Below are 15636 nucleotides of genomic sequence, written 5' to 3' on the forward strand. Positions count from 1 at the left end.
CAGCCCTTTCCCATCTGTACCGCCCGCCCCACCCCCTGCACCACCCCGCCCGGGGCTGCGCCCTTGCGGGCCCCCCCCCGGCGTGGCGGCCGGTGGGCCGCGTTGTTTCACGTGAAACAACGCGGCCCACCGGCCGTTGGCGTACCGAGGTCCGCCCGACGCTGGATCCGCCGGGCGACAAACCGGGCAAACGGTGCGATTCTCGGCCCATGACGACGCTTCCCTTCGAGGACACCGAAGACTTCTCCGACGCCGAACGCGGCCTGGTCGACACCCTCTCCCCCGCGGTCGTCACCGCCCCCGACGGCCGGGTGGTCTGGGACAACGACGCCTACGCCTTCCTGGCCGGGGAGTGCCCCGACACCGCCGACCCGAGCCTGTGGCGGCAGGGGCAGCTGGCCGCCAAGCAGGGGCTGTACCTGGTGACCGAGGGGATCTACCAGGTCCGCGGCCTGGACCTGTCCAACATGACGCTGGTCGAGGGCGACCGCGGGGTGATCGTGATCGACCCGCTGATCTCCGCCGAGACGGCCGCCGCGGCCCTCGCGCTCTACCGCCGCAACCGCGGCGACCGCCCGGTCACCGGGATGATCTACACCCACTCGCACGGCGACCACTTCGGCGGTGCCCGCGGCATCCTCCCGCACGGCCACGACCCGGTGCCGGTGCTCGCCCCGGCCGGCTTCCTGGAGCACGCGGTGAGCGAGAACGTGTACGCCGGCAACGCGATGACCCGGCGCGCGGTCTACATGTACGGCGCCCGGCTGCCCAAGGGGCCGGAGGGCCAGATCGGCTGCGGACTGGGGATGACCACCTCCACCGGCACCATCACCCTGGTCCCGCCGACCGTGGACATCACCCGCACCGGGCAGGAGGAGGTGGTCGACGGGGTCCGGATCGTCTTTCAGCTCACCCCGGGCACCGAGGCGCCGGCCGAGATGAACTTCCACTTCCCCGACCGCCGGGCGCTGTGCATGGCCGAGAACGCCACCCACACCATGCACAACGTGCTCACCCTGCGCGGGGCGGTGGTCCGCGACGCCCGGATCTGGGCCCGCTACCTGGACGAGGCGCTGCGGCTGTTCGGCGCCGACAGCGACGTCTCCTTCGCCTCGCACCACTGGCCGACCTGGGGCGGCGAGCGGATCGCCGGACACCTGACGATCCAGCGCGACCTGTACGCCTACCTGCACGACCAGACCCTGCGGCTGCTCAACCAGGGCCTGACCGGCGCGGAGATCGCCGAGGCGATCCGGCTGCCCCCGGCGCTGGAGCGGGCCTGGGCGGCGCGCGGCTACTACGGCTCGGTCAGCCACAACGTGAAGGCGGTCTACCAGCGCTACATGGGCTGGTTCGACGGCAACCCGGCGCACCTGTGGCCGCACCCGCCGGCCGAGGAGGCCAAGCGGTACGTGGACGTGCTCGGCGGCCTCGCGGCGACCGTCGCCAAGGCCCAGGGGTACGCCGACACCGGCGACCTGCGGTTCGCCGCCACCCTGCTCGACCACGCCGTCTTCGCCGAGCCCGGCCACCGGCCGGCCCGGGAGGCGCTGGCCGCGGTCTACGAGCGGCTCGGCCACGGCGCCGAGAACGGCACCTGGCGCAACTTCTACCTGACCGCCGCGATGGAGCTGCGCGGCACCTTGGCCACGGTCGACCTGGACGTCGGCAACCCCGAGATGGCGATGGCCCTCACCGTCGGCCAGCTGATCGACACGATGGCGGTGCGGCTCGACGGCCCGCGGGCCTGGGACACCGCGCTCACCGTCGACCTGCTGGTCACCGACCAGCGGCGCGGCTGGCGGCTGACCCTGTCCAACGGGGCGCTGACCCACCACAGCACACCCGCCGGGGAACCGCTCGGGGCCGGCGCCGCGAACCTGACGCTGACCCTGACCAAGCCGCAGCTGCTCGGCCTGCTGGCCGGCGGCGGCCTGGACGGGATCGAGCACACCGGGGACCCGCGGGCCTTCGCCACCCTGGTGTCCTTCCTGGACACCCCGGACCCGGACTTCCCGATCGTCACCCCCTGATCGCGCGGGGCGCCCCCGCACCCCCGTACGACGGAGCCCCGGCCCCCGGACGCGGTGTCCGGAGGGCCGGGGCCCGGTCGTGCCTGGTGCGGGGTGCGCCGCGGGATCAGCCCTTGCGGTGCCGGCCACCGGCCACCGGGTGCTGCTCCTCCTCGACGGCGGCGCCGGCGGCCTTCTTCTTCTTCCGCTCGCGCACCACCTCGAAGATGATGGGGGAGATCGAGATCAGGATGATCAGGGCCATCGCCGGGATCAGGTACTTGTCGATCACGGGGGCCAGCGAGTCACCGGTGAAGTAGCCGATCAGCAGCATGGACTCGGTCCACAGCACGCCGCCGACCACGTTCCACACGAAGAAGGTCCGGGCGGGCATCTCCAGGGTGCCGGCGACCGGGTTCAGGAAGGTGCGCACCACCGGGATGAAGCGGGCGATCACCACCGCCTTGGCCGGGCCGAACTTGTCGAAGTACTCCTCGGCCTTGACCACGAAGTCCCGCCGGAAGATCTTCGACTCCGGCTTGTCGAAGAGCCGTGGGCCGACCTTGGCCCCGAAGAAGTGGCCGAGCTGGGCGCCCGCGATCGCGCAGATCGGCGCACCGATCAGCAGCACCGCGATCGGCAGCCGGGCACCCTCCCCGAGCACCGAGGAGGCCGCGCCGGAGGCGGCCACGCCGGCCAGGATCAGCAGCGAGTCACCCGGGAAGAAGAAACCGATCAGCAGGCCGGTCTCGGCGAAGATGATCGCGAGCAGTCCGATGGCGCCCAGTGACGAGATCAGCGACTTCGCGTCGAGCACATTGACGGCGAGCTGGTTGTAGGTGTCCACGCGCGCAGGATAGCGCCCCCTGATGACGGGACGCTCAGGGCGCCGTCCGGGCGCCCGGCGACCGCACCCACCTGCTCCGTCCCAAGTGGCGGGCCGCCGGGTGTCCCGGGCGCCGAGTCTGGGAAGATGACACAGGTGTCCGGCCCGCGGTCGTGGACCACCCTCAGTCCCGTGCCGCATCGGACCCGTCGATCCTGGTACCACCAAGCCGTACCGCTGAGTCGCGTCGGCCCGGTGCCACACGTCGTACCACTGGCGTACTGAGCATCGGACAGCGTCGTCCGATCGCCCCACACCGACAGGAGCGGATTCGCATGCCCATCGCAACTCCCGAGGTCTACAACGAGATGCTCGACCGGGCCAAGGCGGGCAAGTTCGCCTACCCGGCCATCAACGTCACCTCGTCGCAGACGCTGCACGCCGCCCTGCGTGGCTTCGCCGAGGCCGAGAGCGACGGCATCATCCAGATCTCCACGGGTGGTGCGGAGTTCCTGGGCGGCCAGCACAGCAAGGACATGGTGACCGGCGCCGTCGCGCTCGCCGAGTTCGCGCACATCGTGGCCGCCAAGTACGACGTCACCGTGGCGCTGCACACCGACCACTGCCCCAAGGACAAGCTGGACGGCTACGTCCGCCCGCTGCTGGCGATCTCCGCCGAGCGCGTCGCCCAGGGCCGCAACCCGCTGTTCCAGTCGCACATGTGGGACGGCTCCGCCGAGACCCTGGCCGACAACCTGGCCATCGGCCGCGAGCTGCTGGCCAAGGCCGTCGCCGCGAAGATCATCCTCGAGGTAGAGATCACCCCGACCGGCGGCGAGGAGGACGGTGTCTCGCACGAGATCAACGACGAGCTGTACACCACGGTCAACGACGCCGTCCGCACCGCCGAGGCGCTCGGCCTGGGCGAGCAGGGCCGCTACCTGCTGGCCGCCTCCTTCGGCAACGTGCACGGCGTGTACAAGCCCGGCAACGTGGTGCTGAAGCCGGAGCTGCTGCGCGAGCTGCAGGACGCGATCGGCAAGCAGTACGGCAAGACCGACCCGTTCGACTTCGTCTTCCACGGCGGCTCGGGCTCCACCGCCGAGGAGATCGCCACCGCGCTGGAGAACGGCGTGGTGAAGATGAACCTCGACACCGACACCCAGTACGCCTTCACCCGCCCCGTCGTGGACCACATGTTCCGCAACTACGACGGTGTGCTGAAGGTCGACGGCGAGGTCGGCAAGAAGAACACCTACGACCCCCGCACCTGGGGCAAGCTGGCCGAGGCCGGCATGGCCGCGCGCGTGCTCGAGGCCGCCCAGCAGCTGCGCTCGGCGGGCAACCGCATCAAGTAGGGTCCGACGCCCCGGTGCCCCCGCACGGCTCGCGCCGTCCGGGGGCACCGGCGTCTCCGCCCGGCCCCCGGTCAGTGGTTGACTGGGGCCCATGAGCATGCACGAGAACCTGCTCGGCGGACCGCCGCCGACCCACCTGCCGGCCGAGACCGGCCCGCTGGAGCTGCTGGCCTCGGGTGCCACGCCCGCCGAGGTCGCGGCCAAGTACCCGACCTCCTCGCTGGCCTGGGCGCAGCTGGCCGACGACGCCTTCGTGGCGGGCCGGACCATCGAGTCCTACGCCTACGCCCGCACCGGCTACCACCGCGGCCTGGACGCGCTGCGCCGGGCCGGCTGGAAGGGCCACGGGCCGGTGCCGTGGGACCACGAGCCGAACCGCGGCTTCCTGCGCGCCCTGCACGCGCTGGCCCGGGCGGCCGGCGCGATCGAGGAGAAGGACGAGTACGAGCGCTGCACGCAGTTCCTCCGGGACAGCTCGCCGACCGCCGCCGACACCCTCGGCTGACCCGCTCCCGCGCCCCGGCCGCCCGTTCGGGCCCGTGCCGATCCGCCGAAACCCGCCGCCGCCCAGGGCCTGCCCGGGCGGCGGAGGGCTGTCCGGGGCCGGTGCCCGGGCGGCGCGGCCTCAGTCCTGCCGGCCGGCCAGCAGGCGCTCGGTGAAGGTGGCCAGCCGGGTGCCCTGGTAGCGGGCGGCGGCGAGCAGTTCCTCGCTCGGGGCGCCGGCGCCGGAGGGGTGGGCGGCGCCGTACGGGTTGCCGTAGGCGGCGAACACGGACGGGTCGGTGTAGCCGGGCGGGATGATGATGGTGCCCCAGTGGTACAGCGTGTTGTAGAGCGCCAGCAGGGTGGACTCGTTGCCGCCGTGCATGTTCTGGGCGCTGGCGAAGGCGGTGGCCGGCTTGTCCTGGAGCTTGCCCTGGTACCAGAGGCCACCGGTGGTGTCGAGGAACTGCTTGAGCTGGGCGGCCACGTTGCCGAACCGGGTCGGGGTGCCGAAGGCGTACGCGTCGGCCCAGAGCAGGTCCTCGTGCGAGGCGACCGGCACGTCCGCGGTGGCCTCCAGGTGGGCGCGCCAGGCCGGGTTGGCGTCGATCGACTCCTCGGGCGCCAGCTCGGCGACCCGCCGCAGCCGGACCTCGGCGCCGGCCTTCACGGCCCCCTCGGCGACCGCCTCGGCGAGCTGGTGGACGCTGCCGGTGGCGGAGTAGTAGATGACTGCGACCTTGCTGGCCATGAGAGTTGGTCCCCCTGTGCGATGGGCTGCTGCCGGACGTGCGCTGGTCAACCTTGCGGCACCCGCGGCGGGGTACGGCAGGGTTTCCCGCCCGAACGCCGCGACTGCGTCAGGTCGACAGTAAAGCGGAGCGCACTCCGCTTACAAGGGGTATCCGGAACGAGTTCCGCTCAGCTCGTCCCCGGGCCGCCGCAGAGCCCGTCCACCAGGTCCCGCACCGCGTCCTTGATCTGCTGCGGATCCATCCCCCGCCCCTCCCGGAACCACCGCAGCTGCTCGGCCGAGAGCGCCGCCAACAGGGTGTCGGCGAGGAAGTGCGGGTCCGCGCCCGGCCGGACCCGGGCCAGCAGGATCGACAGGTGGGCGTGGTGGACCGAGTACCGACCGCTGCGCAGCCGGCCGGCGGGCGAGCTGCGCTCGGCGAGCAGGGCCAGCTCGTGCTGCGCCTGGATCCGGTCCACCAGCGCCGACAGGAAGGCGCGCAGCCTGACCTCGTCCGGCGCGCCCGGACCGAGCGGCGGCGGGCCGGACATGAAGGCCGCCTGGAACTCGCGCTCGCGCTCGTCCAGCAGCGCCAGGAGCAGTCCGGTGCGGTCACCGAAGCGGCGGTAGACCGTGCCGACCCCGGTGTCCGCCACCCGTGCCACCTCGGCGACCGACAGGCCCTCGGGCCCCGCGGCGTCCAGGATCTCGGCGGCCGCACGGAGGATCTTCAGCCGGTTCCGGGCCGCGTCGGCGCGCTCGGGGGGCGCCTGGCCGGCGACCGGGAGCGGGTCGGCCGGCCCCCGCAGTGGCTCCGGACTGCGGCTCATGACGGTCCTCCCAGCACTCCCACGGTTCGCCGGAACCCTATCCGACCAGGCGGAACCGGGTGGCGCCCGCAGGCGTCCAGGACGTTCGGAGCCGTCGGCGCACCCGCAGGGCATACCGGGTATGTAGACACTCGGCGCGCGCCCGTGCGATGGTGATGTTCGATCCGCCGCTTCCGCACCTTGACGGCGGCTCAGGCCATGTCCCCGAACAGAAGGGCCCGTAGTGCCTACAGCCCGCAACTCCCGGCGCGCACCCGCGCGGGGTCGCAGGCGCGCCGGTCGGCGCCGACGCAGCCGGCTCGGTACGGGCATAGCCCTGGCGCTCTCGCTGGCGGTGCTGGGCGCCGCCGCGGTCGCCCTCCTCCTCCCGCACCACGAACCGGACGGCACGGGCCCGAGCCGGCAGGCCAGGGCCGTCCCGGCCGAGACCGAGCAGCCGGCACCGGACAGCCCCGAGCCCGTGCCGCCGTCCCCCACGCCCGCCCCGAGCAGCGCCCCGCCGGCCGACCAGGACGTCAAGGGCACCGGGGAGTTCAGCACCGCCGCGGCCAACGGGCCGGCGGTCGGCAAGGGCACCGTCCGGCGCTACAAGGTCGAGGTCGAGGGCGGGATCGGCATCGACCCGCAGGGCGCGGCGGCCGAGGTGCAGGCCATCCTGGCCGACAAGCGCGGCTGGACGGCCGACAAGCGCTACGGCTTCCAGCTGGTGGCCGACGGCAGCTACGACTTCACCGTGCGGATCGCCTCGCCGGCCACCGTGGACCGGATCTGCGCGACCGCCGGGCTCAACACCCAGGGCGAGGTCAACTGCGACGTCGGTCGCCAGGTGATGGTCAACTCCAAGCGCTGGCAGAGCGGTTCGCCGCAGTTCTCGGGCCCCGTGACGGAGTACCGGGCGCTGATCATCAACCACGAGGTCGGCCACCGGATCGGCCACGGGCACGAGGGCTGCCCCGGCCCCGGCAAGCCCGCGCCGGCCATGATGCAGCAGATCTACGGACTGAACGGCTGCGTGCCCAACGCCTGGCCGTTCTCCGCCGAGGGGACCTACCTCGGCGGCCCGAGCGTGCCCTGAGGTCACCGCGCCTGCCGCCGGCGACGCTCGGCCGGTCGGGCGGTGGTGGGCGGCGGTCCGGCGGCGGTCGGCCGGCTCAGCCCGCCCGGACGGCGGCGACGCCGTCGGAGGTGCCCAGCACCAGCAGGCCGTCGGCCAGGGCCAGCGCCCAGATCGGTGACCCCAGGCGCAGGTCGACCGGCCCGGCCCCGGGCCGGCGCAGCCGGACCAGACCGTCCGCCCAGGCCGCCGCCACGGTCAGCCCGTCGGCGCCGGCGGCCACCGCGACCGCGCCGACCACCCGCTCCCGCCGGTCGAGCACCTCGACCGGCTCCGCGCCGCCGGGCCGCCAGAGCTGCACCGATCCGTCGAAGCCGCCGCTCACCAGCACCGGCCGCCCGGCCTCCAGGGCGGCCGCCAGCGCGGTCACCGGGCCCCGGTGCGGCCGCGCGGACAGCGGTGCGCCGCCCGCGTCCCGCCAGTGCAGGGCGCCGGCCTCGTCCCCGAGCGCGGGCACCGCACCGGGGAGGCCCGGCACGGCGGCCACGGCGCTCGGCGCGGTCCCCGCAACGGCCACCAGCTCGGCCAGCGCCGCACCCGGGCGGCTGTCCGCCTCCGCCGCGGACGGCAGCACCGCACTCTCGCCCCAGGAATCCAGCAGCACCACGCTGCCGCCCCCGGTGACGGTCAGCCCGCGCAGCGGCCGCGGCCCCGGGGTGGGCACCCGGGCCAGCGGGCGGCCCGAGGCGGCGTCCACCGTACGGACCGTGCCGCCGGGGTCGGCCAGCAGCAGCTGGCCGGCGTACGAGCCGGCGCCCAGCGCCAGCGAGGAGACCGGGCCGGGCCAGCCGAAGGCGGAGTCCGGCCACATCGCCCAGGCACAGTGCCACGGGCCCGGCACCGCGGCCAGCCGGTCGGCCGCGGGACCGTCCAGACCGATCAGCCGGGTGCGCAGCACCGCGGCCCGCACGCCGGGGTCGGGCTCCTCGACCAGCGCCGGGCCGGCGTTGCGCCACTGCTCCGGCACGGCGCCGGGCCGCCCGGCCAGCGCGGCCGAGACCACCACCGGGTCGGCGTGGGTGAGCAGCCGGGCGTCGCCGAGCAGCCGCTCGACCCCGCCCTCGCGGGTGGCCGCCCGCCACAGGTCGGTCAGCAGCCTCGGCTCGGCCGCCGCCGGGTCGGGTGCGCCGTCCGGGCCGGCGGGGAGTTCGGTGGCCAGTTCGAGCAGGCTCCGGCGCGCTGGTTCGGCGGGGTGTCCCAGGGCGGCGCCCGGGCTGGGGTAGCGGTCGGGGTCGGCGGCGGCCGCGGCGCACCAGGCGGCGAACCGCGCGGGGTCGGTCCACTGCGGCAGGTCCAGGTCGAGCACCGCCGGTGCGGCGACCGCGGTGAACGCTCCGGCGCCGCCCTCGACCACCAGTCTGATCCGCTCCAACCGCAGCAGCGGGTCGAGCAGTTCGGCCACCAGCTCGGCCGGGTCGGCGGCCCGGCCGAGGTCCGGTACGCAGATCACGGTCGGGCGGTCGTCCTCGGCCAGCGCGGCGAACAGCTCGTCGGGCGTGCGGACCAGCAGGTCCAGGCGCCGGCCGAGCCGCCAGGCCGCGCTCTCCACGGTGGCCCCGGCGGCGGGCAGCACGGCCCGTACCCGGGCACCGGCACCGGCAGCGGCACCGGCAGCGGCGTGCGCCTCGGTGCCCGCCTCGGCCAGCCACGCCAGCAGGTGGCTCTTGCCCGCACCCGGTGCCCCGGTGACCTGGCACAGCCGCGGCGCCCGCTCGTCCGCGAGCCAGCCGAGCAGTGCCAGCCCGGCCGGCCGGCGGCCCGCTCGCAGTGGCGGTATCCGGCTCCCCTGTTCACCCACGGCCCTGTCCCCCTTCAGCGCTGCGTCGGCGCCAACCGGCCAACCGTCAGGAGGACGAGCTTACTGACGGGGGCGGTGCGGGCACCCGCGGCCACCGCGGGGCTCCGGCCGGCCCGCGGCCGGCAGCGGCCGGCGCACGGTCTCAGCCCAGCACCGGCAGGTACGGGCCGAGGCCGCTGCGCTCGCCGCTGGCCGACACCGCCGCGTCCTCGACCGCCGACGCCCAGTCGAGCCGGCCGGTGGCCAGCCGGATCCAGGTCAGCGGGGCGGCCTCGACCACGTTCGGCGGGGTGCCCCGGGTGTGCCGGGGACCTTCGACCGCCTGCACCACCGCGTACGGCGGCACCCGCAGCTCGACCGCCCCGCCGGGTGCCTTGGCGGCGAAGGCGTCGGCCAGCAGCCGGGAGACCGCGGCGAGGGCCTGGCGGTCGTGCGGGAAGTCGGTGCGCCCGAGCGCGGCCGCCAGGTCGTCCGCGTGCACCACGGTCTCCACCAGCCGGGTCACCAGCATCTCGGTGAGGGTCAGCGCACCGAGCCGGATCTCGAACCGCCGGGCCGGGTCCGTCGCCGCCGGACCGGCCAGCAGGTCGAGCAGCAGGACGGCCTCGTGGTCGAAGGCGGCGGCGACCTGCGCGGGCGGGCCGGCGAACGCCTCGGCGGCGTGCGCGCGGGCCGCCTCGTCCAGCACCGGCGCCAGCTCGCCGACCCCCATCGCCCACTGCGCCAGGCCGATCGCCGGCCGGCCCTGCTGCGGATCGTCCAGGTGCCGGGGCACCCACCCGACCTGCAGCGCGAGGTGCGCGAGCAGGTCGCGGACGGTCCAGCCGGCCAGCCCGGTGGGGCCGGCCAGCAGCCGCACCGCCGCCGGGTCGGCGCACAACCCGCCGACGGCGGTGCGCAGTGCCTCGGTCTGCGCGGCCAGGGCGGCGCGCACCTTCGCGGGGTCGTACGTACGGGTCCGGTTCGCCATGACCGGAAGGCTAGCCGGGAGCGGTGCGGACGCGCGAAGGGCGGCCCGGTCGGTCGACCGGGCCGCCCTCGGTGCGCGGGATCAGGCGAGCAGCGCCTCGATGACGCCGGTGTGGGCGTCCTTCAGCTCGGCCAGTGTCACGCTGAACTGCCCCTGGACGTCCAGGACATCACCGTCGACCACGCCGATCCGGGCGACCGGCAGGCCGCGGGCGCCGCACATGTCGTTGAACCGGAGCTCCTCGCTGCGCGGCACGGACACCACGGCCCGGCCGGCCGACTCGGAGAACAGGAACACGAACGGGTCGAGCTCCTGCGGCACCACGATCCGGGCACCCTTGCCGCCCTTGAGGCAGCTCTCCACCAGGGCCTGGCCCAGGCCGCCGTCGGAGAGGTCGTGCGCCGCGTCGATCATGCCGTCGCGGGAGCCCGCGATCAGGATCTCGGCGAGCAGCCGCTCGCGCTCCAGGTCGACCTTGGGCGGCAGGCCGCCCAGGTGGCCGTGGACGACCTCGCTCCAGGCGGAGCCACCCAGCTCGTCGGCGGTGTCGCCGAGCAGGTAGAGCAGCTGGCCCTCCTCGGCGAAGCCGATCGGGGTGCGACGGGTGACGTCGTCGATCACGCCGAGCACCGCGACCACGGGGGTCGGGTGGATGGCGGTCTCGCCGGTCTGGTTGTAGAGCGAGACGTTGCCGCCGGTGACCGGGGTGCCGAGGACCTGGCAGGCGTCGGCGAGGCCCCGGGTGGCCTCGGCGAACTGCCACATCACGTCCGGGTCCTCGGGGGAGCCGAAGTTGAGGCAGTCCGAGACGGCGAGCGGCTTGGCGCCGCCGGCCGCGACGTTGCGGTACGCCTCGGCCAGCGCCAGCTGGGCGCCGGTGTACGGGTCCAGCTTGGTGAAGCGGCCGTTGCCGTCGGTGGCGACCGAGACGCCGAGGTTGGTCTCCTCGTCGATCCGGATCATGCCGGAGTCCTCGGGGGTGGACAGCACCGTGTTGCCGAGCACGTAGCGGTCGTACTGGTCGGTGATCCACGCCTTGGAGGCCTGGTTCGGGGAGCCCGCGACGGCCAGCAGGGCCTCCTTGAGCGCCTCACCGGTGGCCGGGCGCAGCAGCCGTCCGGCGGTCGGGGCGTCGGCCTGCAGCGCGTCCTGCCAGCTCGGGCGGGCGTACGGGCGCTGGTAGACCGGGCCGTCGTGGGCGACGGTGCGCGGCGGCACGTCGACGACCTGCTCGCCGTGCCAGAAGATCTCCAGGCGCTCGCCGTCGGTGACCTCACCGATCACGGTGGCGATGACGTCCCACTTCTCGCAGATCTCCAGGAAGCGGTCGACCTTGCCGGGCTCGACGATGGCGCACATGCGCTCCTGCGACTCGCTCATGAGGATCTCCTCCGGCGAGAGCGTCTGGTCGCGCAGCGGCACGGTGTCCAGCTCGATCCGCATGCCGCCGGAGCCGGCCGAGGCCAACTCGCTGGTGGCGCAGGAGAGTCCGGCGCCGCCGAGGTCCTGGATGCCGAGCACCAGCTTCTCGGCGAAGATCTCCAGGGTGCACTCGATCAGGAGCTTCTCCTGGAACGGGTCGCCGACCTGGACGGCCGGGCGCTTGGCCGGGCCGGTCTCGTCGAAGGTCTCCGAGGCCAGCACGGAGACGCCGCCGATGCCGTCGCCGCCGGTCCGGGCGCCGTACAGGATGACCTTGTTGCCGGCGCCGGAGGCCTGCGCGAGGTGGATGTCCTCGTGCTTCATGACGCCCACGCACAGCGCGTTGACGAGCGGGTTGCCCTGGTAGCAGGAGTCGAAGACGACCTCGCCGCCGATGTTCGGCAGGCCCAGGCAGTTGCCGTAGCCGCCGATGCCGGCGACGATCCCGGGCAGCACCCGGCGGGTGTCCGGGTGGTCCGCGGCGCCGAAGCGCAGCGGGTCCATCACGGCGACCGGGCGGGCGCCCATCGCCAGGATGTCGCGGACGATGCCGCCGATGCCGGTGGCCGCGCCCTGGTAGGGCTCGATGTACGACGGGTGGTTGTGCGACTCGACCTTGAAGGTGACCGCGTAGCCCTGGCCGACGTCGACCACACCGGCGTTCTCGCCGATGCCGACCAGCATCGCGTCGCTCTCCGGGGCCTTCTCGCCGAACTGCTTGAGGTGGACCTTGGAGCTCTTGTACGAGCAGTGCTCCGACCACATCACCGAGTACATCGCGAGTTCGGCACCGGTGGGCCGGCGGCCGAGGATCTCCCGGATCCGCGCGTACTCGTCCTGCTTCAGGCCGAGTTCGGCCCAGGGCTGGGCGGAATCCGGGGTCTGCTCGGCGTTCTTGACGGTGTCGAGGGACATCAGGCGTTCACCAGCTGCTTCAGGACGGACGTGAAGAAGCCCAGGCCCTCGGTGGTCGGGCCGGTGAGCGGCTCCACCGCGTGCTCGGGGTGCGGCATCAGACCGACGACATTGCCGGCGGCGTTGGTGATACCGGCGATGTCGCGGTACGAACCGTTGGGGTTCAGATCCACGTAGCGGGCGACCACTCGGCCCTCGGCCTCGAGCTCGTCGAGGACATGCCCGTCGGCGACGAAGCGGCCCTCGCCGTTCTTGAGCGGGACGACGATTTCCTGGCCGGCCGAGTAATCGGCGGTCCACGCGGTGTCAGCGTTCTCGATCCGCAGCTTCTGGTCGCGGCAGATGAAGTGCAGCGAGTCGTTGCGGGTGAGCGCGCCGGGCAGCAGGTGCGATTCGCAGAGCACCTGGAAGCCGTTGCAGATACCGAGGACGGGCATTCCCAGCCGGGCCTGCTCGATGACGGTCTCCATCACCGGCGAGAACCGGGAGATGGCGCCGCAACGCAGATAGTCGCCGTAGCTGAATCCGCCCGGCAGGACGACGGCGTCGACCTGATGGAGATCCTTGTCACGGTGCCAGAGTGCGACCGGCTCGGCGCCGGCCAGACGGACCGCGCGCTGGGCGTCGCGGTCGTCGAGAGAGCCGGGGAAAGTGACGACGCCGACGCGGGTGGTCACTTCGCCTCTCCCTCGACCCGGACGGTGAAGTCCTCGATCACGGTGTTGGCGAGAAAGGTCTCGGCGGCTTCGCGGATGCGGGCGAGGGCGGCGTCGTCGACCGGCCCTTCCAGCTCCAGCTCGAATCGCTTGCCCTGGCGGACGTCGGCGATCCCGTCGAACCCGAGACGCGGCAGTGCACGCTGCACCGCCTGTCCCTGCGGGTCGAGGATCTCCGGCTTGAGCATGACGTCGACTACGACGCGTGCCACTGGCACTCCCGGGTGTCGTGCGTGAAGGCGGGGGGACCTTCAGACTACCTGGGCTTTCGGGCCGGATTGCGGGCCGGAGGGGGCGACGCGCGTAGACCATCGCCCCTTACGCGCCAAGGGTTCCAGGCCTCTCCGGCACCCGCGCGGCGGCCGGTTTTCGGCCCGGTTAATGCCCCGTGACAGGGCCCGGCGAGAACACCCGAATACCGGCACACCGGACAGATCGACCACCCCTATCCGTCCGGTATCCGAGCTCGCGAGCATCGCGTGAATTTCCGGAAAAAGGAATCCCCAACCCTTCGTATTCGGCCCCCTTTGGGTGCAGAATAGGGCGACCGGCGACCGCAGGCGCGGCGCATCGGCATGGCCCCGAGCCTGTCCGTTTACGCCCGGGCCCACCGGACACCGGGGCACCCGGGGCACTTCCGACACCCGGCGGCCGAATTGCCCGAGAGGATTGACACCCATGGCTCAGCGTGTAGTCGTCACGCTCTCCGACGACCTGGACGGCGGCGCCGCCGCGGAAACCGTCCACTTCGGCGTCGACGGGAAGTCGTACGAGATCGACCTGTCTGCGGACAACGCGGAAAAGCTGCGGGAGGCCCTCGCCCCGTTCGTCGCGGCCGGACGCCGCCAGAGCCGCACCGGAAAGTCCTTCCGGCGCACCGCGCTCACCCCGGATCCGGCCGCCGTGCGCGCCTGGGCCCAGTCCAACGGCATGGAGCTGCCGGCCCGCGGCCGCATCCCCAAGCACGTCTACGAGGCGTTCGCGGACGCCAACTGAGCCGCTCCGGCCGCTCGGCCGCCCCTCCCCTCCTCCCCCCGGAGGAAGGGTGGGGCGAGCACTCCGATCGATGTTGTAGAGTAATTCTCGTCGCCACAACGGGGAACACCCGGAGAGGCGGCCGGTGCCCAGGCACCGTGCGGACGTGGCTCAGTTGGTAGAGCATCACCTTGCCAAGGTGAGGGTCGCGAGTTCGAATCTCGTCGTCCGCTCGCAGTGTCGAAAGACACAGCAGCACAACGCAGGACAACTTCACAGCATGCGGACGTGGCTCAGTGGTAGAGCATCACCTTGCCAAGGTGAGGGTCGCGAGTTCGAATCTCGTCGTCCGCTCGGTACGAAGGCCCCCTCTCCGGAGGGGGCCTTCGGCGTTCCCGGCCCCTGGGCGGCGGCCTGCGGGCCCGCGGGCGCCGGGTCGCCCCGGCGGCCGCGGGCCGTGCGCGGTCAGGCCCAGGCGGTGCCGGTGAGCCGCTCGTAGGCCTCGATGTACTTGGCCCGGGTCAGCTCGACGACCTCCGCGGGCAGCGCCGGCGGCGGCAGCTCGCCGTGCCGGTCCCAGCCGGAGGCCGGCGAGGCCAGCCAGTCCCGGATGATCTGCTTGTCGAAGGACGGCTGCGAGCGCCCCGGCTGCCACTGGTCGGCCGGCCAGAACCGGGAGGAGTCCGGGGTGAGCACCTCGTCGCCGATCACCAGCTCGCCGTCCAGCAGGCCGAACTCGAACTTGGTGTCGGCCAGGATGATCCCGCGCTCGCGGGCCACGTCCCGGGCCCGGCCGTACACGGCCAGCGTGGTCTGGCGCAGGGTGGCGGCCAGCTCGGCGCCGATCCGGCGGGCGGTCTCCTCGTAGGGGACGTTCTCGTCGTGCTCGCCGACCTCGGCCTTGAGCGCGGGGGTGTAGATCGGCGCGGGCAGCTCGGAGCCCTGCTCCATCCCCTCCGGCAGGGCGATCCCGCACACCGTGCGGTCGGCCTCGTACTCCAGCAGGCCCGAGCCCGCCAGGTAGCCGCGGGCGACGCACTCCACCGGCACCATCTCCAGGCTGCGGCAGACCATCGTGCGACCCTTCCAGTCGGCGGGGGCGCCGGCCGGGACCTCGGTGGAGACGACGTGGTTGGGCACCAGGTCGGCGATCCGGTCGAACCACCAGAGCGAGAGCTGGGTGAGGATCCGGCCCTTGTCCGGGATGTCGTTGGGCAGCACCCAGTCGAAGGCCGAGGTCCGGTCGCTGGCCACCATCACCAGGTCGCCGGAGTCCGCCCGGTAGAGGTCGCGCACCTTGCCGGTGTGCAGGTGGACCAGGCCGGGCACCTGGACCGGCTCGGGCTTGGTGACAAATCCGCTCAAGTCGTCTCAGTCCTCAGGGGTGGTTCGCGTGTCCGCGGGCCGCGAAGGGGGAGGTCACTGCCCCGAGTCTGTCACGGCCGGTCCGGCGCCCCCGCTGCCTCCCCGGCCCACCCCCGCGC

At 73.5% G+C, this 15636-nt stretch carries 14 protein-coding genes and 2 tRNA genes; 7 read left to right on the forward strand and 9 right to left on the reverse strand.

Features of this window, described 5'->3' with window-relative positions:
- Positions 1-209: 209 nt before the first annotated feature.
- The gene (locus tag ABT014_RS06300) at positions 210-2033 is read left to right on the forward strand and encodes an alkyl/aryl-sulfatase (protein ID WP_350637494.1); all 1824 of its coding nucleotides are present in this window, start codon (positions 210-212) and stop codon (positions 2031-2033) included.
- A gap of 106 nt (positions 2034-2139) precedes the next feature.
- On the opposite strand, the gene ABT014_RS06305 is transcribed toward ABT014_RS06300, so the two are convergent.
- Positions 2140-2859, reverse strand: a complete 720-nt coding sequence (locus ABT014_RS06305; protein WP_350637495.1) for a DedA family protein — start codon at positions 2857-2859, stop codon at positions 2140-2142.
- A gap of 314 nt (positions 2860-3173) precedes the next feature.
- On the opposite strand from ABT014_RS06305, the gene fbaA reads away from it, so the two are divergent.
- Positions 3174-4196 (forward strand): class II fructose-bisphosphate aldolase, encoded by a 1023-nt coding sequence (gene fbaA / locus ABT014_RS06310; RefSeq protein ID WP_350637496.1) that lies wholly within the window; start codon positions 3174-3176, stop codon positions 4194-4196.
- Positions 4197-4287: 91 nt separating this feature from the next.
- Complete coding sequence (locus ABT014_RS06315) at positions 4288-4701, forward strand: DUF3151 domain-containing protein (RefSeq protein WP_350637497.1); 414 nt, start codon at positions 4288-4290, stop codon at positions 4699-4701.
- Between the two features lie 120 nt (positions 4702-4821).
- Here the strand turns inward: ABT014_RS06315 and wrbA are convergent, their stop codons facing one another.
- The gene (gene wrbA, locus ABT014_RS06320) at positions 4822-5430 is read right to left on the reverse strand and encodes an NAD(P)H:quinone oxidoreductase (protein WP_350637498.1); all 609 of its coding nucleotides are present in this window, start codon (positions 5428-5430) and stop codon (positions 4822-4824) included.
- Positions 5431-5600: 170 nt separating this feature from the next.
- Positions 5601-6242: a TetR/AcrR family transcriptional regulator gene (locus ABT014_RS06325; RefSeq protein WP_350637499.1), complete on the reverse strand. Its 642-nt coding sequence runs from the start codon at positions 6240-6242 to the stop codon at positions 5601-5603.
- 223 nt (positions 6243-6465) lie between these two features.
- On the opposite strand from ABT014_RS06325, the gene ABT014_RS06330 reads away from it, so the two are divergent.
- Positions 6466-7317 (forward strand): DUF3152 domain-containing protein, encoded by an 852-nt coding sequence (locus ABT014_RS06330; RefSeq protein WP_350637500.1) that lies wholly within the window; start codon positions 6466-6468, stop codon positions 7315-7317.
- 76 nt (positions 7318-7393) lie between these two features.
- Here the strand turns inward: ABT014_RS06330 and ABT014_RS06335 are convergent, their stop codons facing one another.
- From ABT014_RS06335 to purS, 5 genes are all read right to left on the reverse strand, one after another.
- The gene (locus ABT014_RS06335) at positions 7394-9154 is read right to left on the reverse strand and encodes a WD40 repeat domain-containing protein (protein ID WP_350637501.1); all 1761 of its coding nucleotides are present in this window, start codon (positions 9152-9154) and stop codon (positions 7394-7396) included.
- 142 nt (positions 9155-9296) lie between these two features.
- A complete protein-coding gene (locus ABT014_RS06340) occupies positions 9297-10124 on the reverse strand; it encodes a sterol carrier family protein (RefSeq protein WP_350637502.1) in 828 nt (275 codons plus the stop codon).
- A gap of 81 nt (positions 10125-10205) precedes the next feature.
- The gene (purL, locus tag ABT014_RS06345; RefSeq protein ID WP_350637503.1) at positions 10206-12461 is read right to left on the reverse strand and encodes a phosphoribosylformylglycinamidine synthase subunit PurL; all 2256 of its coding nucleotides are present in this window, start codon (positions 12459-12461) and stop codon (positions 10206-10208) included.
- Positions 12461-13138, reverse strand: coding sequence for a phosphoribosylformylglycinamidine synthase subunit PurQ (gene purQ, locus ABT014_RS06350; protein WP_350637504.1), 678 nt, complete (start codon positions 13136-13138; stop codon positions 12461-12463). Before purQ ends, purL begins: the two co-directional genes overlap by 1 nt.
- Positions 13135-13395: a phosphoribosylformylglycinamidine synthase subunit PurS gene (gene purS, locus ABT014_RS06355; protein WP_350637505.1), complete on the reverse strand. Its 261-nt coding sequence runs from the start codon at positions 13393-13395 to the stop codon at positions 13135-13137. The genes purQ and purS overlap by 4 nt, the downstream gene beginning before the upstream one ends.
- 460 nt (positions 13396-13855) lie before the next feature.
- Here purS and ABT014_RS06360 point away from each other — a divergent pair, with 460 nt between their 5' ends.
- The 3 genes from ABT014_RS06360 to ABT014_RS06370 all read left to right on the forward strand — a co-directional run bounded on the left by ABT014_RS06360 (position 13856) and on the right by ABT014_RS06370 (position 14506).
- Positions 13856-14173 carry a histone-like nucleoid-structuring protein Lsr2 gene (locus tag ABT014_RS06360; protein ID WP_033817889.1) on the forward strand — a complete coding sequence of 106 codons (318 nt, stop codon included), beginning with the start codon at positions 13856-13858 and terminating at the stop codon, positions 14171-14173.
- Between the two features lie 139 nt (positions 14174-14312).
- Positions 14313-14385: transfer RNA gene (locus ABT014_RS06365), tRNA-Gly, on the forward strand.
- Positions 14386-14434: 49 nt separating this feature from the next.
- Positions 14435-14506 (forward strand) — tRNA-Gly (locus ABT014_RS06370).
- A gap of 111 nt (positions 14507-14617) precedes the next feature.
- On the opposite strand, the gene ABT014_RS06375 is transcribed toward ABT014_RS06370, so the two are convergent.
- Positions 14618-15517 (reverse strand): phosphoribosylaminoimidazolesuccinocarboxamide synthase, encoded by a 900-nt coding sequence (locus tag ABT014_RS06375; protein ID WP_350637506.1) that lies wholly within the window; start codon positions 15515-15517, stop codon positions 14618-14620.
- Between the last annotated feature and the right edge of the window lie 119 nt (positions 15518-15636).

The sequence above is a fragment of the Kitasatospora sp. NPDC094015 genome, from assembly GCF_040304075.1.
Taxonomy (GTDB): Bacteria; Actinomycetota; Actinomycetes; order Streptomycetales; family Streptomycetaceae; genus Kitasatospora.